This is a genomic window from Sinomonas sp. R1AF57 (genome assembly GCF_002224485.1).
Lineage (GTDB): Bacteria > Actinomycetota > Actinomycetes > Actinomycetales > Micrococcaceae > Sinomonas > Sinomonas flava.
The window spans coordinates 3,233,219-3,252,196 of the sequence record NZ_CP022463.1 but is presented as its reverse complement, the minus strand read 5'-3'; the positions used below and the strand labels follow the sequence as shown (position 1 = coordinate 3,252,196).

Here is an 18,978-nt window from a genome sequence, read left to right as displayed (position 1 = left end):
GTTCCGCCCGCCGGCGGCGCGGCCTAGTCTGACCGTGTGGCAGCGACGCACGCCGAACAGACGCACGCCGAACGGACCCGCGCCGAACAGGCAAAGGCGGGACGGTCCCTGCGCAAGGCTCTGCCGCGCAGGGACCAGGGCGTGTACGCGGCACGTGGCCGGGACGCCGTCGCGATCCTGTCCGGACAGCACGAAGGCCGCCTCGAGGACCTCGTGCCGCTGAGGGTGGGGCGGATGCTCGAGAGCCCCTTCGCCTTCCTCCGCGGCGCCGCCGCGGTCATGGCAGCAGACCTCGCGGGTGCCCCCGTCTCGGGCCCGCGGGTCCTCGCCTGCGGCGATGCGCACCTTGCCAACTTCGGCTTCTTCGCGAGCCCTGAGAGGCGCCTCCTGTTCGACCTGAACGACTTCGATGAGGCGTTCCCAGCGCCGTGGGAATGGGACCTGAAGCGGCTTGCCGCAAGCGCATGGGTCATGGGCCGCACGAACGGGTACTCGGAGGCGCGGTGCCGCGAGGCGGCGGAGGGCGCAGCCCGGGAGTACCGGGAGACCATCCGCGAGCTGCACCTGAAGACCGCCGTGGAGCGGTTCTACTTCCAGGTCGAGACGGACCTGCTCGCCTCGGCCCGCCGGTCGGGGTTCCTCAGCGGTGACGCCCGGAAGGCACGGCGCAGGGATTCGGAGCAGGTGCTGTCCCAGATCGGGACCCGCGCGGAGGACGGCTCCCTGCGGATCGTCGATCAGCCGCCGATCATGCGGCACCCTGACGTGCTCGCGATCGACTACCTCGAGGAGCTCTATGCGTCCTACCGCCGCACGCTGCGTCCGGACGCATCCCTCCTGCTGAGCCAGTACCGCCTCGCGGACTACGCGCTGCGCGTCGTCGGCGTCGGCAGCATCGGCCTGAGGTCCTGGATCGTCCTCCTCGAGGGGCCTACGGGAGACCCGTTCGTGCTGCAGGCCAAGGAGGCACGGCCCTCGGTGCTGCAGACGCACGGGGGGCTCACCGTGCCGCCCGGCTTCGTCGCCGCGGACCTGGCCCTCCACGGCCAGGGCTATCGGGTGGTCGGGTCGCAGCGGGTCCTGCAGGCCCAGTCGGACACGTTCTTGGGGTGGATCCGGGACACGCGCAGCGAGGGAGACGCGCCCCGGGACTACTACCTCCGACAGTTCCGGGACATGAAGGGCACCGTCAACCTCACGCGCCTGAGCTCGGACCATTCGCTCCGGTACGCGAAGCTGTGCGGACGGCTCCTGGCCCGTGCCCACGCGCAGAGTCCCGGGAGCGGCGCGATCGCTGGCTACCTCGGCCGGTCGCCTGCCGCGGACGCTGCGATGGCCCGCTGGGCGCGCGCGTATGCCGATCAGACCGAGGCGGACCTCGCGGCGCTCGCCAAGGCCGTGAAGTCCGGCCGCGTCCCGGCGGAGCGGCCGGCCGACGGCGGCGGCTAGCCGCGCGGCGTCGTGCGCTTGACCTCTCCCTGAGCGGGTAGCACGGTGGAAGGGAGTGAACGGCGCGCTCGTCAGGTCGGTCACACGGGGCCGTGCCGGTGCGCCGGGACGAGAGGGAGGATGCCATGCCCATGGTCAAGGACCTCATGACCCCGAACGCCGAATGCATCGGCGAGAAGGACACCCTGCGCCTCGCCGCCGAGCGGATGCGCAGCCTCGACGTCGGCTCCCTGCCCATCTGCGGCGAGAACCGCAAGATCATCGGGATGCTCACCGACCGCGACATCGTGGTCAGATGCCTCGCGGAGGGCGGCGACCCGGACATCGTCCTCGCCGGCGACCTCGCGCAGGGGCGCCTGTACTGGGTCGACTCGGAGGCGACGATCGAGGACGCGATCGCCGTCATGAGCGAACACCAGGTCCGACGCCTGCCGGTCATCCACGACCACAGGCTCGTCGGCATCATCTGCCAGGCGGACATCGCCCGCCACTACGCCGAGGAGAGGGTTGGCGAACTGGTCGAAGGCATCTCCGCCTGACGCCGCCCGGCGCCCGGGCCGCGCGAGGCGGCCTGGCGCGTGGCGGGAGCGCGGCGCTGCAGTGGCCCTGTCATCCGCCATCGTGGCGGCCCTGGGCGGCTGCGGCGCCGCGCCGTCTGCCGAGTCCCTCAAGCAGCCGCTCACCACGGCGTCGAGTGCCGCGCACTCCACCGCCCTCGCGCTCACCCTGATGATCGACGGCCGCACCACACACGCCGCCGCCGAGACGGTGGTCGGCGACATGGTCCGCGAGGCCGAGTCCGCCCTCAAGGACGTCAGGGCGCTCGAGGCGCGGACTCCCGAGCAGGCCGGGCAGCGCGATGCCGCAGCCTCCGCCGTCGACCGGCTCGCCGGGACGCTCGCCCACGTGCGGGACGGCCTCGCGCACGACGGCACCGCCTCGCCTCCCGCAGGCCTCCTCGCCGAAGTGCGGGCCGCCGAGGCGGGCATCCAGGACGCCGCCGGTGGCGTCGGGGCTGATGTCCCGTGAAGCGGCTCCTCGGCGTCGCACTCGGCATCCTGACGGCGATCGGCGGGTTTGTCGACATCGGCGACCTCGTCACAAACGCCGTCGTGGGCTCCCGGTTCGGGGTCTCGCTCGCGTGGGTCGTAGTTCTCGGTGTCGTGGGGATCTGCCTCTTCGCGAACATGTCGGGCCGCGTGGCCGCCGTGTCCGGGCGCGCCACCTTCGAGGCGATCCGCGAGCGGCTCGGCGCCCGGGCGGGGCTTGCCAACCTCGCGGCGTCGTTCCTCATCAACCTCATGACGGTGACGGCGGAGGTCGGCGGCATCGCCCTCGCGCTCCAGCTCGCGATGGGGGTCCAGTACGAGCTGTGGATCCCGCTCGCGATCGTCGCCGTGTGGCTCGTGATCTGGCGGGTGCGGTTCTCGATCATGGAGAACGTGACCGGGCTCCTGGGCCTGTGCCTCGTGGTCTTCGCCGTGGCCCTCGCGCTTCTGGGCCCGCAGTGGGGCGACCTCCTCAAGGACGCGCTCACACCAGCCGTCCCTGCCGGTGAGTCGGCCGGAACCTACTGGTACTACGCCATTGCCCTGTTCGGCGCTGCCATGACCCCGTACGAGGTGTTCTTCTTCTCCTCGGGCGCAGTCGAGGAGCGCTGGGGGCCCAAGGACATCGCGCAGTCCCGCATCAACGTCTTCATCGGCTTCCCCCTCGGGGGGTTCCTCTCGCTCACGATCGCCGTGTGCGCCGCCGTCGTGCTCCTGCCAGCCGGGATCGAGGTCGTCTCGCTCTCCCAGGTGGCCCTCCCCGTCGCGCAGGGGGGCGGCCAGATCGCCGTGGCCGTCCTCATCGTCGGCATGGTCGCGGCGACGTTCGGGGCGGCGCTCGAGACCACCCTCTCGAGCGGGTACACCCTGGCCCAGTACTTCGGCTGGTCGTGGGGCAAGTTCCGCCGGCCTGCCGAGGCGGCGCGCTTCCACCTGGCGATGATCGTGTGCCTCGTGGTCGCCGGGGCGGTCCTCGCGACAGGGGTCGACCCCGTGCTCGTGACCGAGTACTCGGTGGTCTTCTCCGCGATTGCGCTGCCGCTGACCTACCTGCCGATCCTGATCGTCGCCAACGACCCCGGCTATATGGGAGAGCGGGTCAACGGGCGGGCCGTGAACGTCCTCGCCACGGTCTTCCTCGTCATCATCCTCGTCGCCTCCGTGGCGGCGATCCCTCTCATGATCATCACGGGAGCCGGACAGTGACCACCACCCCAGACCGCCTCGAGAAGGCACCCCCCTTGGCAGGCCGAGTCCTCGACGCGCAGCTGCATCTCCTCGACCGGCAGATCCTCGACGCGGACGGCGTCCCGGTCACGACCGTGGACGACCTCGAGCTCGACGGCCACGACCCCGACCAGCCAATCGAACCGGGCGCCCCGGCCCCGTGGATCGCCGCCCTCGTCACCGGCCCCGTCCTCGCGACGCGGATCTTCGGCGGGCGCGCGCCGGCAAGTCGCCTGCTGCGCGTGCCCTGGTCGGCGGTGTCCAAGGTCGGGACCGTCGTCAGTCTCGGCGTCCGAGCCAAGTCGCTCGATGCCACCTGGACGGAGCGGTGGGTGCGGGACCACATCATCGCTCGGATCCCGGGGGGCCGGCATGATCCTCAGTGACGTGCTCGGGGCGGCGGTGCTGGATGCGGAGGGGAAGCGGCTCGGCGTCGTGTCCGACCTGCGCTTCGTGCTGCAGGGTGGGCCCGACGCCCTGCTCGCGGCGCCCCGGCTGGTCGGCGTCCTCGTGAGCCGGCGGACGGCGAGCTCGTTCATGGGCTACGAGCGCCAGGGAATCAACCAGCCGTGGCCCATCGCCCAGATCCTGAGCTGGCGGCACCGCGGCTCGTTCCTCGTCCTGTGGGACGATCTCGCGAGCCTCGGTCCGGAGTCGGTGCGGCTCCGGAAGGGGTACACCGCCTACGAAGCCAGTCTCCGCTCCTAGTTCCATAGCACACTCTGTTTCGTTCGTCCCCATTCGGGAAGAAATGTGACCATGAACACACTGCTCATCATCGCCGGCGTCATCGCGATCATCCTGCTGCTCGTCGGAGGGTTCAACCAGGCGCTGAGCTTCCTCCTCTGGGTCGGCATCATCCTCCTGGTCCTCTCCCTCATCGGCTGGGTCCTCGGACGCGCCCGCACCTGACCGCGGCACACCCTTTCCCAGCCGGCGCGCGCCGGTGCCCATGCCCGCCTCTGCCGAGGCGGGCATGCGCGCGCCTAGCATGGGGCCATGGCTGAGTTTACGATCACGCGGAGTGCCTTCATCCCAGCGCCGCCGGAGGCCGTCTTCCCCCTCGTGAACAGCTTCCACGAATGGGCTTCCTGGTCGCCGTGGGAGGACCTCGACCCCGCGCTCCAGCGCACGTACTCGGGGCCCGAATCCGGCGTGGGGGCGGCCTACTCCTGGAAGGGGAACCGCAAGGCCGGTGCCGGGAGCATGCAGATCCTCGACTCCCACGCGCCCGCCAGCATCCGGATCCGGCTGGTGTTCGTCAAGCCCTTCAGGGCCGTGAACCCGACGGGCTTCACCTTCGAGCCGGACCGCGGCGGCACCCGCGTCACCTGGTCGATGAAGGGCGAGAACAAGGGCGTCGCGGCCCTGTTCTCGAGGTTCGTGGACATGGACAAGATGGTCGGCAGGGACTTCGAGAAGGGCCTCGCGCGGCTGGCCCAGCGCGTCTCCGAGCGGAGCTGACGGGCCGCCCTGCTGGGCGCGCCCTAAAGCCAGGCGCCGAAGGCAGGCGCGGTCCTACGGCAGGCGCGAGGGGCGGAGCGCCGCCGCCTCGCCCGCGCTCGCGGGGTCCAGGGGCACGGGGCTGACGAGCACGGCCGGCCCCCGGCGGAGCGTTCCCGACGCGAGCGGGCGGCAGCGGATTCCACCTCGTCCCCGCATCGCCGCATGCGCCCCGGGCGCGAGCACCCGGTCCATCCAGGCGCACGGATGCGCCGGCCTCCCGCCGTGGAGGCGCACGACGCCGCCACCCGACTCGAGCGCGAAGTCCTGCCCGACGAGCGGGCCGAGCTGCGCGCCCCGCACGATGACGTTGCGCCTCGTGAGGAGCGGGTCGAGGGGCTCCTCCTCCGCCCCTCGGCCCAGCTCCTTTCCGATCGCCTCGAGCGCCTCAACGGCGAAGAGGGTCACCGCGGCGTCCATGTGGGCGGCCTTGCCGAAGAAGCGGTCGCCCACGATGCCCTTCCCGGCCACGACCTCCACGCTCGCCGCGTCCTCGGACGGGACGTCCGCCGCGCCGTCGCGCGCCCGGCCGAAGTAGGCGTGGGCGGGGGAGACGAGCAGGTGCAGGACCTCGATGTCGTACCTGAACTCCATTCCCCCACGCTACGCCCCGCCCCGGCTCCCGCGGCACAATACGAAACACAAACATGCTGATATTTGTGTGAGGTTAGCCTTACCTCTTAGGGTGGGTGGCGATGACCGCCCAGCCAGCCGCCGCCCAGCCAGACCTCGCCGGGGTGTCCTTCGCCGCAGCACTCGAACGGCACGGAGACCGCCCCGCCGTCGTGGTGCCGGGGGCCGCCGGCAGCAGCACACTCACCTACCGCGACCTCGCGCGGCGCGTCGACGAGGTGGTCCGGCTCCTCGGCCCGACCCGCCGGCTCGTGGCCCTTGAGCCCGCCAACGACCTGCCCTCGCTGACCGCATACCTTGCGGCACTCGCGGCCGGGCACCCCCTGCTCGTCCTCCCGAGCGGAAAGCCGGATGCCGCCGAGGCGATCATCGCCGCCTACGACCCCGACGTCGTCGTGCGCACCCCCGGCCCCGGCACCCCCGGCCCCGGCACTCCCAGCTCCGGCACTGCGGGCGGCGCCGAACCGGCCCCGGCCATCCACGAGCGCCGCGGCGGCACCCGGCACGAGCTCCATCCCGATCTGGCCCTCCTGATCAGCACCTCCGGGTCGACCGGGTCCCCCAAGCTCGTGCGGCTCTCCGCCGAGGGGGTCGAGGCCAACGCCTCCGCCATCGCGCAGTACCTCCACCTCCGGGACGCGGACCGCGCGGCCACCACGCTGCCGATGTCCTACTGCTACGGACTCTCGGTCATCAACTCCCACCTCGAGGTCGGCGCGGCGGTGGTCCTGACCGACCTCTCCGTGGTCGACCCGTGCTTCTGGGACCTGGCGCGGACGGAACGCGTGACCTCGTTCGCGGCGGTGCCCTACACGTTCGACCTCCTCGACCGAGTGGGCTTCGCGGACATGGACCTTCCGCACCTTCGCTACGTCACCCAGGCCGGGGGCAAGCTCGAGCCCGAACGGGTCCGCCGCTACGCCGAGCAGGGCCGCCGCCGCGGCTGGGACCTCTTCGTCATGTACGGGGCCACGGAGGCCACCGCGCGGATGGCCTACCTCCCGCCCGACCTCGCTGCCGAGCACCCCCACGCGATCGGCGTGCCCATTCCGGGCGGCTCGTTCCGCCTCGACCCCGTGGACGGCCTCGACGGCCCAGACGGCGAGCCCGTGCACGAGCTCGTCTACTCGGGCCCCAACGTCATGCTCGGCTATGCCGAGGAACCTGCTGACCTGTCCCTCGGCCGGACCGTCACCGAGCTGCGAACCGGGGACCTCGCCCGCCGCACCGGCCCCGGCCTCTACGAGATCGTGGGCCGCCGCTCACGGTTCGTGAAGATCGCCGGGCTGCGCGTGGACCTGGGTCAGGTCGAGCGGATGCTCGCGCACGACGGCGTCGCCGCGGCCGCCGCCGGCGACGACACCCGCCTTGTGCTTGCCGTGGAGACGGCGCACGACGGCGGGCCGGTCGCCTTCCCCGGGCCCGTCGCCGGCGCGAAGCTGGCCGCCAAGGACCTCGCGGCGCGGCTCGGGCTCCCGCGGGCCGCCGTCGTCGTGCATCCCGTGGAGTCAATCCCGCGGCTGCCCAACGGGAAGGTGGACTACCAGGGCGTCCTCGCCCTCACCGCGACGGGCGGCGGCCCTGGGACCGCCGAGTGGGACGGCCTCCGCCCGGACCGGTCGGCAGGGCCCAGCACGGCCGACATCGCGCGCATCTTCGCCGAGGCCCTCGAGATCGAGCACGTGGGCGGGGAGGACACGTTCGTCTCGCTCGGCGGCGACTCGCTCTCCTATGTGGCCGCGTCCGTGCGGCTCGAGTCCGCACTCGGGACCCTGCCCCTCGGATGGCACCTCATGCCGGTCGGCGAGCTCGCCGCCCTCGCCCCGGATCCGGACCTGTCCGCCGACGGGGCCCTGCACTCGGACACCCCCGCCTCCCACCGCGCCCCGGTCCCCGGCGGGGTGCGGCACCTGGGCGCGGGCCGGCGTCGTGCGCGGCGCCTGCTCAGCCGGGCCATCGCTCCCATGGAGACCGGGATCGTGCTGCGTGCGCTGGCGATCGTCGTCATCCTCGCGACGCATATCGAGTGGTTCATCTGGCCGGGAACCGCCCATGTGCTGTTCGCACTCGCCGGATTCAACTTCGCCCGCTTCCAGCTCACGGGCAGCCGTCGGGAGCGCCTGCGGAGCCAGGCGCGGTCGCTGGCGCGGATCCTGGTGCCGAGCGTCGCGTTCATCGCGTTCGCGTTCGCCGTCACGGGCGACTACACGGTGCAGAACATCCTGCTGCTCAACTCGCTGCTCGGCCCCGAGGGGTGGAATACGACCTCGCGGTTCTGGTTCGTCGAGGAGCTCGTGTACGTCCTGCTCGCCGTCATGGCACTCCTCGCGCTCCCCTCGGCGGGCAGGGCCCAGCGGCGGTGGCCGCTCGGCTTCCCCCTCGCGCTGTTCGGCGTCGCGCTCGCCGAGCGGTTCCACCTCATTCCCTCGGTCGCGCACCAGGGCCCGGTCCTGTGGCTCTTCGCCCTCGGCTGGGCCACCGCCGCCGCGCGCACGCTCTGGCAGCGTTCGCTGGTCACGTTCCTCGCGCTCGTCACCGTGCCGGGCTTCTTCCACAACGAGTACCGCAACGCGACGATCCTGGCCGGGGTGCTGATCCTCCTCTGGCTGCCCACCCTGCCAGTCCCGCGCGGGCTGCACCGCCTCGTGGCGGTCCTCGCCTCGGCGTCCCTGTACGTGTACCTCTCGCACTGGCTCGTGTACCCGCTCGTGGTCGAGGCGGGTGGGCGGCTCGGCCTCGCCGGAGGCGAGGGCAGTGCCTTGGCCGGGGCGGCGGTCGGCGTCTCGCTCGTCGCGGGCGCGGCCTACTGGGCCGTCGCCTCGCGGGCGATGGCCGCCGTGGAGCGGGCGTGGCGCCGGTCCCGGGCGGGTGGGACGCTCAGCCGATCACGGGGCGTTCCTGCCGCCAGCGCCTAGTCGTCGTCGGGTCCCTCCGCCGGATCCTCGGAATGGGCCCGGATCTCGGTCGCGTCGAGCTCGGGATCGCCCTCGGCGGGTGCCTCGGTGTGCACACGGTCGTCGTTGTCGGGCTCGAATCCTGACATCGGTCATCGCCTCGTTCATGTCCGCGGGACCGGGACCGCGCCCAGCGCGCGATGGGGTGCCGGTCCTCCTCCCAGCCTAGACCCGCGTGCTGCGGTCGGCTACGGCGCGGGCCGCGGGGCCTACTTGAGGCTCAGGACCGCGGCGAGCGGGCTGCCGTTGACGAGGATGTTCGCCTGGGCCGCCCCCGCTGCCGTGATGGCGGTGCGCTCGAGCTGCGCCGTGACGCGCGGGATGTCGCAGACGCCAGCGAGGGTGAACGTGCCGGAAAGGTAGACCGTGATCGTGCGGCCGTCGTATGCGGCGCCGTCGTACGTCAGGTCCGACTGGTACAGCGCGTTGTACAGCCCCAACTGCCCCAGCATCGCCCGGTGGTCGGCCAGGAGCCTCCGCATGCTCGGCGCGACCTGGTCGCGGAAGCGCTCGGGGGCGGTGGAGGTGGCGACCAGGCTGTCGCCGCACCCGATCGCGGGGCCTGCCACCCCGCCGTCGCCCACCGCGACGTAGTAGATGGTCAGGGCCGCGACCCTCTCGGGCAGCTCGGCGGCCGGTGCGGTGCCGGCGGGAGGGGCGGGGGCCGGCGTCGCGCCCGCGGCGGTCGGCGACGGCGTGCCTGGCGAGGACGACGGCGGCGCGCTGGCCGGCGTCGGGCCCGCGGCGGATGTCGGGGAACCGGGTGCGCGGGAGGGACTCGGCGAGGACTGCGCAGGCGCGGAGGATGCCGGGGACGCCGACAGGGAGGAGGGCGGGGGCGCCGACGGCGCCGGGCCTGCCTGCGGGAAGCAGCCGGAGAGCGGGAGCGCGGCGAGCAGGCTGAGAAGGGCGAGCGCGGGCCGCCGGTTCCCCATGGGAGTCCCCTTCGTCACGGGCTGGCCCCGGCGGGGGAGGGCACCCGCCGCCGGGTGAGACCACCGTAGGCCCGCGGACCGGGGCAGATGAATGCCTGGCGGCTCACGCTTCGGCAGCGGTTGGGGCACGGGGCGGCAACGGACGCACGGGCGTCGGGCCGGAGGTGTCAGGGCTGTGGCACGACGCCCGGGATAGGCCTGTTGTGGCGGGCAGAGGAGTTCACCGAGCAGACGGTCTACCGGGTCGGCGGGCTCACCCTGGCGTTCGGCTCACCGCGGATCGGCGAGGTCGACCTGCTCGAGGTGCTCCGGCACCCGGGCGCGCCAGCCCAGCTCGTGCTGGATCCGGCGGCGCAGCGCGTCCGAGGCCTCCGGCTCCCCATGCGTCACGTACACCATCCGGGGTGCCGTGGAACAGGCGCCCATCCAGCGCAGGATCTCGTCCGCGTCGGCATGCGCCGAGAGGTTCTCGAGGCTCACCACCTCCGCGCGGATCGGCACGTCCCGGCCGTAGATCCGCAGCGAGCCGGCGCCGTCCAGGAGGGAGGCGCCCCGCGTGCCGCCGGCCTGGTACCCGCTGAGCACGATGGCATTCTTCGCCTCGCCGCCGTACGCCTCCACGTGGTGCAGGACGCGGCCGCCCGTGAGCATGCCCGACGCCGAGATGATCACCATGGGACCTCCCCGGAGGTTGAGGAGCTTCGAGTCGTCCGGCTCGCGGACCATGGTCGGCAGGTTGTACATCTCGCGGAACTCGCGCTCGTCGATCCGGTGCTCGTCGCGGTGGTCCCGGTACATCTCGCTCGCGTCCACGGCCATGGGGCTGTTGAGGTAGACGGGGATGTCCGGGATCTTCCCCTTCCGGCGCAGCCGGGCGAGGTGGAGCATGAGCGTCTCGGCCCGCCCCACGGCGAATGCCGCGATCACGACGACGCCGCCCAGCTTCGCGACCCGCCGCACCACGTCGCCGAGCGCGTCCTCCGCGCTCTCGGCGGGGTGCGCCCGGTCGCCGTACGTCGATTCCGCGACGAGGACCTGCGCGGGCTCGAGCTGCTCCGGCGGATTCATGAGCGGATCGTCGCGGCGGCCGAGGTCCCCTGTGAAGTGCACGGTGAGCTCGCTTCCGCCGGCGCCGAGGGCGACGCGGACCTGCGAGGCGCCGAGGATGTGCCCCGCGGGGACGAAGCGCACGCTGATCCCGTCGCCGATCTCGAGCGGCTCGCGGAACGGGTGCGGCCTGAAGCTGCGCAGGGCCTCGACGGCGTCGGTGGCCGTGTAGAGCGGGCGCGGGGGATGGTGCCGCGAGGACCCGCGCAGGCGCGCCGTCTCCGCCTCCTCCTCCAGCAGGTGCCCGCTGTCCGGGAGGAGGAGCGTGCACAGCTCCGCGGTGCCCGGCGTCGCGTAGACCGGCCCGCGGAAGCCGTCCCGCACGAGAGCCGGCACATAGCCGCTGTGGTCGAGGTGCGCGTGGGTGAGCACGACGGCGTCGATCGACGACGGCGCGAGCGGCAGCGGGGCGCGGTTGCGCTCGCGGAGCTTCTTGTAGCCCTGGAAGAGGCCGCAGTCCACGAGGATCCTCTGGCCGCCGTGCTCGAGGAGGTACCGGGACCCGGTGACCGTGTCCGTGGCTCCCCAGAAGCTCAGGCGAGCGCCGCCGTCGTGCGTCATGGCGCCCAGCGTAGGGCGAGGGGAGCGCGGGCGGCCACGGCCTTTCGGCCCCGACGCCGCCCCACCGCCCCCGCCGACGCCTGAAGGTCAGGTCCTGGGGGTCACGTGAGGTGACCTTCAGGACCTGACCTTCAGGAGGTGACCTTCAGAGTCAGTTGGCGGAGGCTGCCTCGAGCACGGCGGCGGGGGCCGCGAGGGAGGCGAGGACGTTCTTGATGCCCTCGACGACCTCGGCGTCGTCCTTCGGCTCCACCTCGGCGAAGCGCGAGTAGGAGGCGCCGACGGCCAGCGTGGCGTCCTCGAGGACCTCGGCGCCGGCGATCTTGAGGGACTTGCGGACGTCGTCGTGCGCCCACACGCCGCCGTACTGGCCGGCGGAGGTGCCGATGACCGCGGCCTTGGTGCCGGTCGCGGAGGAGGCGCCGAACGGACGGGAGATCCAGTCGATCGCGTTGTTCAGGACCGCCGGCATGGTGCCGTTGTACTCGGGGGTGACGAACAGGAGGCCGTCCGCGGCCGCGACGGCGGCGCGCAGCTCGGCGGCCTTGGCCGGGACCTTGCCCTCCACGTCGAGGTCCTCGTTGTAGAACGGGATCTCCTCGAGGCCGGCGAAGGTGGTGACCTCGGTGCCCTCGGGAGCGGCCGCGGTGGCCACCTCGGCGAACTTGCTGTTGACGGACTCAGCGCGCAGGCTGCCGACGAGGGTCAGGATCGTGTTCTCGGCCAAGGTTTCTCCTCTGGTTGACGGTGTCACCGCGACCTGCGGGGACTTCTGTGATGCGTCAACCAATGAGGCGGGTGCGCTGTTCCGGATCGAGGAGTGCCCTTCGTCACACGGTGGATGGCGCAGGGACATGACCCCTCAACGCATGACCCCTCATCGATAGGGGATGAGGGGTCATGTCCCTGCAGCTGCCAGGTCTAGGCGGCCACGAGAGCGTGCCAGTCCTGCGCGAGCGGGAGGCCGTGGGCCTCGGAGACCGAGCGGTGCGTGACCTGGCCGGCGGCAACGTTGAGGCCGGAGGCGAGCGCCGCATCCTTCTCGAAGGCTCCCTTGACGCCGAGGTCCGCGAGCAGGACGCCGTAGCGCAGGGTCACGTTCGTGAGGGCGTAGGTGGAGGTGTTCGGAACCGCGCCGGGCATGTTGGCGACGCAGTAGAACGTCGTGTTGTGGACCTGGAACGTCGGGTCCTGGTGGGTGGTCGGGTGGGAGTCCTCGAAGCAGCCGCCCTGGTCGATCGCGATGTCCACGAGCACGCTGCCGGGCTTCATCCGGGCCACCAGCTCGTTGGTCACCAGCTTCGGCGCCTTCGCGCCGGGGATCAGGACCGAGCCGATCACGAGATCCGCCTCGACGAGCGACTTCTCGATCTCGTACTTGTTCGACGCGACGGTCTTGAGGCGGCCGCCGTAGAGGGCGTCCAGCTCGGTGAGGCGGCCGATGTTGATGTCGAGGATCGTGACGTCCGCACCGAGGCCCATGGCGACGACGGCGGCGTTGGTCCCTGCCATGCCGGCGCCGAGCACCACGACCTTGGCCGGGCGGACACCGGGGACGCCGCCGAGGAGCACGCCCTTGCCGCCGTTCGGTGCGAGGAGGGCCTGCGCGCCGACCTGGACCGAGAGGCGCCCGGCGACCTCGGACATCGGCGCGAGGAGCGGGAGCTTCCGGCCGTCCTGGACCGTCTCGTAGGCGATCGCGGTGACGCCGGATTCGAGCAGGGCACGGGTGAGCTCCGGCTCGGCGGCGAGGTGGAGGTAGGTGAAGAGGATCAGGCCCTTGCGGAAGTAGCGGTACTCGGAGGCGATCGGCTCCTTGACCTTCATCACCATGCCAGCCCGCGCCCACACGTCGGCGGCGTCGGTGACGAGCTCGGCGCCGGCCACCATGTACTCGTCATCGGTGATGCCGGAGCCGACGCCGGCGCCGCGTTCGACGAGGACCGTGTGTCCGTGGGACACGAACTCGTGCACTCCCGCGGCCGTGATGGCCACGCGGAACTCGTTGTTCTTGATCTCCTTGGGGACTCCGATGATCACTTGTGTCTCCGTCTGTGTTCGAGGGGGGCCGGCTGTGTTCGAGGGGGCCGGTAAGCCCGTCCGGGGCCGTTCTTCGGTGCTTCCAGCGTAGGCCTGTTTGTGAGACAGCTAACAGGTATACCACCAGGGGTCCGTCCGCAGCCCCCGGAATTCCGGGCTTTTTGTGAATTGCGGTCCGACATTTGTCGTGTCTCAGGGCGGCAACTGTCCCCGCATGTGGTCGCAGGGAGGATATGCTGGAGTCCATGCGTCATGGCGTCGAGGATCTGGTGGAAGCGGCGGCGGCCAAGCTCGGGCGGGGGCTGAGCGTCGAGGACCTCGACGGTCTGCTCATCGCCTACTCGTCCAACCAGTCCCAGGCCGACCCGGCGCGCGTGAACTTCCTCCTCTCCAAGCGCCTGCCGGCCGACGTGCAGGCGTGGCAGCTGTCCCACGGCGTCGCGACCGCAGTCCGGCCCGTCACCGTTCCCGCGAACCCGGACCTCGGCATGTTCGGGCGCGTGTGCGTCCCGCTGCTCGTGCGCGGGTTCAGGGTGGGATACCTCTGGGTGCAGCAGAACGCGGGGGAGGAAGGCTCCGGCGGGATCCTCGCGGCACTGCCCGCGGTGCGGCTCGAGATCGAGCTCATCGCCGGCCTGCTCCTCGAGTCGAACACGGCGGAGTCGGAGCACCGGCGCCGACGCGAGACCGAGTTCCTCGCCGCGGCTGCCGGGGACAAGTCCGCGCTCGCCGCCATTTCCGGGTGGCGGGAGGTCCACGGCCATGCGCCCTGGCAGGTCGTGGTGCTGGTCGACCCCGAGGGCGTCACGCCGTCGGACCCGCAGGCCGCCGTGGTCGCCACGAGCACCGCGGCCCTGCAGGCGACCGCGGGAATCGATCCGGCCCTGTTCAGCGTTGGGACCGAGACGCACGCCGTCGTGCTCTTCGCGGCCACCACCGCGCGGGCGAGCCACGCCGCCGTCCTCACCCACTACGAGCGCGAGCTTGCCAAGCGCTCGGGCCGCCCCGCGGGCCGCGTGCTCGTGGGGATCAGCGAGCCGTTCTCGTCCCTGCGCGAGCTCGGGGAGGCCTACGCCCAGGCCAAGACGGCCGTCCAGGCCGCGGCCGTGGACCCGGTGCTGGGCGAGCTCGTGGATGCGCGCAGCGTGGGGGCCTACCAGCTCATGGGGGCCCTCGCGGCGGAGCCGACGAGCATCTACTTCTCGCTCCTCGAGGCCGAGGACCGCAACGACGAGCTCCTGCCCGTGCTCGAGATGCTCTACGACAGCGACGGCGCCGTGCAGGCGGTCGCGGACAAGCTGCACGTCCACCGCTCCACGGTGTACCACCGGCTCGCGCGGGTGCGGAAGATCATCCGGGCGGAGCCGCTCTCCGGCAGGGTCCGCCAGGAGCTGCACCTCGCGCTCAAGGCCCGCCGCTGGGCCGCCCGCCCCCGCCTCTGACCGTCCCGCGCCCGCGAGGAGTCACGTCCCTGCTGCCGAGGAGTCACGTCCCTCCGACGTCTTCTGGGCCGCCACCCACGCGAGCACGTCCTCGCGCTTGATCCGCCGGTGGGTGCCGCGGTACTCGACCGGCCAGGTGCCGTTGGTCGTCAGCTTGCGCACGTACGAGTGGCTGATCCCGGCCAGCTCGGCCGCCTGCGCCACTGTCAGGACGTCGTCGGCGCTGGTGACGGTCACGGCCTCCCCGCGGGCGAGCCGGGCCAGGAGGTCGCGGACGGCCTCGTCGGCGGCGCCCGTCAGCCGGTGCGCGGTCCCGTCCACGAACACCGCCACGTCCTTCGCCTCGAGCGCCTCCGCCAGGCGGGCTGCGTCGTCGGGCTCGAGGGCCGGTGTGGTGCGCGGGGCGAATCGGCTCATGCGCCCAAGCGTAGCGGCGGGCCGTGCGCCACGCAGACGTACGACGGCGGGTGCGCGGCCCGTGTGAGCCGCGCACCCGCCGTCGTGGGTCCGTGAGGAAGGAAGGTCAGGCGTTGACCTTGGCCTCCTCGTGCAGGGTCTCCGCGTGGTTCGCGATGCGTGCCTGGTGGACCGGGGACTTCTTCACGAACTGCCACGCGATGCCGAGGACGATGAACCAGACCGGAGTCACGAGCAGCGCGGTGAGCGTGTCCGGCTGGGTGGTTAGGGCCCAGACGAGGAAGGCGAAGAAGGCGAACACAGCCCAGACCATGACGCGGCCGCCGGGCATCTTGTACTTCGATGCCGCGTGGAGCTCGGGGCGGCGCTTGAGGAAGACGAGGTAGCTCACGAGGATCATCGACCACACGAACATGAAGCAGACCGCCGAGACCGTGGTCACCATGTCGAACGCCTCGCCGATGCTCTTGCCCGCGTAGAGGAGCACGACGCCGGAGAGCAGCAGCACGCACGAGAGGAACAGCGCGTTCTGGGGCACCTTGCGGGAGGAGAGCTTGCCGAAGACCGACGGCGCGTCGCCCTCCATCGCGAGGCCGAACACCATGCGCGAGGTCGAGTAGATGCCGGAGTTGGCGCTGGACATGGCCGAGGTGAGGACCACGAGGTTGACGAGGGTCGCCGCGGCACCGAGGCCCGCGAGGGAGAACATCCCGATGAACGGCGAGTGGCCGGCCTTGAACTCCATCCAGGGGGTGACCGACATGAGGATCACGAGCGCGCCGACGTAGAAGAGGCCCACGCGGACGGGGATCGCGTTGATGGCGCGGGGGAGGTTGCGCTCCGGGTTCTTGGTCTCTGCGGCGGCGGTGCCGACGAGCTCGATGCCGACGAAGGCGAAGACGGCGATCTGGAAGCCCGCGACGAAGCCCATGAACTCCTTGGGGAAGAAGCCGCCGTGCTGCCACAGGTTCGTGAACGAGGCCGTGCCGGCGCTCGAGGAGAAGCCCGTGAAGATCATGTAGAGGCCCGTGACGATGAGCGCGATGATCGCGACGATCTTGATCAGGGCGAACCAGAACTCAACCTCGCCGAACGCCTTGACGGTGGGGAGGTTGAGGGCCAGCAGGATGAGGATCGTGGCGATGCCGGGGATCCACAGCGGGATGCCCGGCCACAGCTCGTTCGCGTAGCCGGCGATCGCGACGACGTCGGCGACACCCGTGACCACCCAGCAGAACCAATAGGTCCAGCCGGTGAAGAAGCTGGCCCAGGGGCCCAGCAGGTCGCCCGCGAAGTCGGAGAACGACTTGTAGTTGAGGTTGCTCAGGAGGAGCTCGCCCATGGCCCTCATGACGAAGAAGAGCATGAAGCCGATGATCATGTAGACGAAGATCACCGAGGGGCCGGCCACCGAGATGGTCTTGCCGGAACCCATGAACAGGCCGGTGCCGATGGCACCGCCGATTGCGAGCAGCTGGATGTGGCGGTTGGACAGTCCGCGTGAGAGGTGGGGCTCGTCGGCGTGGCTCGACGTTGAGCCGGTCGGGGCCCCCGGGACGTTAGGCGTAGTCATAGTGCGCAGACCTTCGCAGTGTTTGCCATCAATGTGATGCCCCTAACAGGGCCATTCCAGCGTACAGCCATCCCAGTGTGCTCTTGACCATACAGAGTGTCTTGATCGTCACACCTAACCTGCGACAAATGTCGCATTACTCGGCGCGCCGCATCTTTCGTGCATTTGTCTGACAAATCCTTGCCCGGTACCGTTTTCGGGCAGATACGGAAGTACTGAGGAGTCACCATGTCCTACGCAAGCCACCAGCACCACGCGCTCAGGGTCGTCGTCGACTCGGCGCACGAGCTCGACTCGGCGCTGGGCAGTGCGATCGGAACGCTCCAGGAGCGCGCCGCGGCGAACCCGTGCTGCGGCATCCTCGTCACGCGCGAGGCCGCCGGGGAGTTCACCGTCGCGCTCGACGAGAGCGTCCCCTTCGGCGTCACGCAGCAGCGACTGGCCTGACGGCGTTCCCTATTCCGCAGGCGCCCGCCTCATGGCGGCCTTCGGATCCTGCAACCTCACATTCGGCAGTGCGAGGGTGACCAGGAACGCGACGACCATGAGCGCGCCGGCGGTGAGCATCACGCCGTCGACCGCCTGGGAGAATCCGTCCTTGATCGGGTGGGTGAGCACGGCGTCCGCGTTCCGGAGCCAGCTCGTGTCATTGAGGCTGTCGGTGCTCAGGCCGCCGGAGGCTCCCTGGAAGAGGTCGAAGAGCTGGCGGTTGGCCGGGTCCGTCCGCACCGACGGGTCCCGGAGCGCTTGGCTGAACTCGGGGCGGGAGGCTGCGGCCTTGAGCGCGTCGCCGACCTTGTCCGCGGCGAGGCTGAAGAGCATCGAGATGAAGACGGCCGTCCCCACGGCGCCGCCCATCGAGCGGAAGAAGGCCGCCGTCGAAGTTCCCACGCCCATGTCCTTCAGGGGCACAGCGGTCTGCATGGCGAGCACGAGGGGCTGCATGCAGCAGCCCAGGCCCATGCCGAAGAACACCGCGACGACAGCCGGCACCCACAGCGGGGAGTCGACGGTGAGCACGATGCCCATGGTCGCGGAGGCGCCCGTGAGCAGGAGGGTGCCGACCATGGGGAAGACCTTGAAGATGCCCGTGGCGGAGATCGTCCGTCCGGCGATGATCGAGGCCGACATGATCCCGAGCGTGAACGTGATCATGAGCAGCCCGGCCTGTGTGGGCGTGAGGCCCTGGACCAGCTGGAGGTACATCGGCAGCATTGCGATGGCGCCGAACATGCCGACGCCGATGAGGAAGTTCAGCAGCGCCGATAGCGTGAACTGGCGGCTCGAGAACAGGCGCAGCGGGATGAGGGCGTAATCGCCCGCGCGCCTCTCGACGAGGACGAACAGGGCGAGCCCCGCGGCGCCGATGCCGTAGCAGGTGATCGATGAGGCGGACGTCCACCCCCAGCCCCTGCCCTGCTCGGCGACGAGGAGCAGGGGCACGAGGCCCGCGGTGATCGTCGCGGCCCCGAGGTAGTCGATGCGCTGGCGCTCGGAGCGGGCAGGCAGGTGGAGGAAGAGGAAGACGGTGACGAGGGCGGCGAGGCCCACCGGGACGTTCACGAAGAACACCCACCGCCAGCCGGTGATCCAGAGGATCTGGTCCGCCCCTGCGAAGGCTCCGCCGATCACGGGGCCGAGCACGGAGGAGACCCCGAATACCGACATGAAGTAGCCCTGGAACTTCGCGCGGTCAGCCAGCGGGACGATGTCCCCGATGATTGCCAGCGCCAAGGCCATGAGGCCGCCCGCGCCGAGGCCCTGGATTCCGCGGGCGACGGCGAGCTCCGCCATCGAGTGCACCGAGCCGGCGTACAGGGAGCCGGCCAGGAAGACCGCGATGGCGACCAGGTAGAGCGGCCGCCGTCCGAAGATGTCCGAGAGCTTGCCGTACAGCGGGGTGCTCACCGTCGAGGTGATGAGGTACGCGGTGGTGGCCCACGCCTGCAGGCTCAGCCCGTCGAGGTCGTTGGCCACGGTGTAGATCGAGGTCGCCACGATCGTCTGGTCGAGCGAGGCGAGGAACATGCCGAGCATGAGGCCCGTCATGACACCGCGCACCTGGCCCGGCGACACTGAAGGGGCCTC

20 protein-coding genes are annotated in these 18,978 nt (G+C 71.2%); 11 read left to right on the top strand and 9 right to left on the bottom strand.

Annotated elements, in window-relative coordinates; all coding sequences use genetic code 11:
- Positions 1-36: 36 nt before the first annotated feature.
- From CGQ25_RS14940 to CGQ25_RS14905, 8 genes are all read left to right on the top strand, one after another.
- Positions 37-1,449: a DUF2252 domain-containing protein gene (locus CGQ25_RS14940; protein WP_208710638.1), complete on the top strand. Its 1,413-nt coding sequence runs from the start codon at positions 37-39 to the stop codon at positions 1,447-1,449.
- Positions 1,450-1,574: 125 nt separating this feature from the next.
- Entirely contained in the window at positions 1,575-1,988 is a 414-nt protein-coding gene (locus tag CGQ25_RS14935; RefSeq protein ID WP_208710637.1) for a CBS domain-containing protein, read from the top strand.
- A 61-nt stretch (positions 1,989-2,049) separates the two neighbouring features.
- The gene (locus CGQ25_RS14930) at positions 2,050-2,478 is read left to right on the top strand and encodes a hypothetical protein (protein WP_208710636.1); all 429 of its coding nucleotides are present in this window, start codon (positions 2,050-2,052) and stop codon (positions 2,476-2,478) included.
- Positions 2,475-3,704: an NRAMP family divalent metal transporter gene (locus tag CGQ25_RS14925; RefSeq protein WP_208710635.1), complete on the top strand. Its 1,230-nt coding sequence runs from the start codon at positions 2,475-2,477 to the stop codon at positions 3,702-3,704. The genes CGQ25_RS14930 and CGQ25_RS14925 overlap by 4 nt, the downstream gene beginning before the upstream one ends.
- Positions 3,701-4,111, top strand: a complete 411-nt coding sequence (locus CGQ25_RS14920; protein WP_208710634.1) for a PRC-barrel domain-containing protein — start codon at positions 3,701-3,703, stop codon at positions 4,109-4,111. The genes CGQ25_RS14925 and CGQ25_RS14920 overlap by 4 nt, the downstream gene beginning before the upstream one ends.
- Positions 4,098-4,433 (top strand): PRC-barrel domain-containing protein, encoded by a 336-nt coding sequence (locus CGQ25_RS14915; RefSeq protein WP_208710633.1) that lies wholly within the window; start codon positions 4,098-4,100, stop codon positions 4,431-4,433. Before CGQ25_RS14920 ends, CGQ25_RS14915 begins: the two co-directional genes overlap by 14 nt.
- Positions 4,434-4,484: 51 nt before the next feature.
- Positions 4,485-4,637 carry a hypothetical protein gene (locus CGQ25_RS14910; protein ID WP_208710632.1) on the top strand — a complete coding sequence of 51 codons (153 nt, stop codon included), beginning with the start codon at positions 4,485-4,487 and terminating at the stop codon, positions 4,635-4,637.
- An 87-nt stretch (positions 4,638-4,724) separates the two neighbouring features.
- The gene (locus CGQ25_RS14905) at positions 4,725-5,189 is read left to right on the top strand and encodes an SRPBCC family protein (RefSeq protein ID WP_208710631.1); all 465 of its coding nucleotides are present in this window, start codon (positions 4,725-4,727) and stop codon (positions 5,187-5,189) included.
- 54 nt (positions 5,190-5,243) lie between these two features.
- On the opposite strand, the gene CGQ25_RS14900 is transcribed toward CGQ25_RS14905, so the two are convergent.
- The gene (locus CGQ25_RS14900; protein WP_208710630.1) at positions 5,244-5,822 is read right to left on the bottom strand and encodes an MOSC domain-containing protein; all 579 of its coding nucleotides are present in this window, start codon (positions 5,820-5,822) and stop codon (positions 5,244-5,246) included.
- Positions 5,823-5,923: 101 nt separating this feature from the next.
- Between CGQ25_RS14900 and CGQ25_RS14895 the strand changes: the two genes are divergently transcribed.
- Positions 5,924-8,776, top strand: a complete 2,853-nt coding sequence (locus CGQ25_RS14895) for an AMP-binding protein (protein WP_208710629.1) — start codon at positions 5,924-5,926, stop codon at positions 8,774-8,776.
- On the opposite strand, the gene CGQ25_RS18550 is transcribed toward CGQ25_RS14895, so the two are convergent.
- The 5 genes from CGQ25_RS18550 to ald form a co-directional block, all read right to left on the bottom strand.
- Entirely contained in the window at positions 8,773-8,904 is a 132-nt protein-coding gene (locus CGQ25_RS18550; protein WP_255405361.1) for a hypothetical protein, read from the bottom strand. The genes CGQ25_RS14895 and CGQ25_RS18550 overlap by 4 nt on opposite strands.
- 120 nt (positions 8,905-9,024) lie before the next feature.
- Positions 9,025-9,750: a hypothetical protein gene (locus tag CGQ25_RS18545; protein WP_255405360.1), complete on the bottom strand. Its 726-nt coding sequence runs from the start codon at positions 9,748-9,750 to the stop codon at positions 9,025-9,027.
- A gap of 270 nt (positions 9,751-10,020) precedes the next feature.
- A complete protein-coding gene (locus tag CGQ25_RS14885) occupies positions 10,021-11,418 on the bottom strand; it encodes an MBL fold metallo-hydrolase RNA specificity domain-containing protein (protein WP_208710628.1) in 1,398 nt (465 codons plus the stop codon).
- A 151-nt stretch (positions 11,419-11,569) separates the two neighbouring features.
- Positions 11,570-12,145: an NAD(P)H-dependent oxidoreductase gene (locus CGQ25_RS14880; RefSeq protein ID WP_208710627.1), complete on the bottom strand. Its 576-nt coding sequence runs from the start codon at positions 12,143-12,145 to the stop codon at positions 11,570-11,572.
- A gap of 194 nt (positions 12,146-12,339) precedes the next feature.
- Positions 12,340-13,458, bottom strand: a complete 1,119-nt coding sequence (gene ald, locus CGQ25_RS14875) for an alanine dehydrogenase (RefSeq protein ID WP_208710626.1) — start codon at positions 13,456-13,458, stop codon at positions 12,340-12,342.
- A gap of 245 nt (positions 13,459-13,703) precedes the next feature.
- On the opposite strand from ald, the gene CGQ25_RS14870 reads away from it, so the two are divergent.
- Positions 13,704-14,900: a CdaR family transcriptional regulator gene (locus tag CGQ25_RS14870; RefSeq protein WP_208710625.1), complete on the top strand. Its 1,197-nt coding sequence runs from the start codon at positions 13,704-13,706 to the stop codon at positions 14,898-14,900.
- Positions 14,901-14,921: 21 nt separating this feature from the next.
- Here the strand turns inward: CGQ25_RS14870 and CGQ25_RS14865 are convergent, their stop codons facing one another.
- Together CGQ25_RS14865 and cycA are read right to left on the bottom strand one after the other, a co-directional pair.
- Positions 14,922-15,317: an excisionase family DNA-binding protein gene (locus CGQ25_RS14865; protein ID WP_208710624.1), complete on the bottom strand. Its 396-nt coding sequence runs from the start codon at positions 15,315-15,317 to the stop codon at positions 14,922-14,924.
- A 106-nt stretch (positions 15,318-15,423) separates the two neighbouring features.
- Positions 15,424-16,890 (bottom strand): D-serine/D-alanine/glycine transporter, encoded by a 1,467-nt coding sequence (gene cycA, locus CGQ25_RS14860; RefSeq protein ID WP_208710623.1) that lies wholly within the window; start codon positions 16,888-16,890, stop codon positions 15,424-15,426.
- Positions 16,891-17,118: 228 nt separating this feature from the next.
- Between cycA and CGQ25_RS14855 the strand changes: the two genes are divergently transcribed.
- Positions 17,119-17,337, top strand: coding sequence for a hypothetical protein (locus CGQ25_RS14855; RefSeq protein WP_208710622.1), 219 nt, complete (start codon positions 17,119-17,121; stop codon positions 17,335-17,337).
- A 9-nt stretch (positions 17,338-17,346) separates the two neighbouring features.
- Here CGQ25_RS14855 and CGQ25_RS14850 read toward each other — a convergent pair whose 3' ends face one another.
- Positions 17,347-18,939, bottom strand: a complete 1,593-nt coding sequence (locus CGQ25_RS14850) for an MDR family MFS transporter (protein WP_208710621.1) — start codon at positions 18,937-18,939, stop codon at positions 17,347-17,349.
- Positions 18,940-18,978 lie beyond the last annotated feature (39 nt).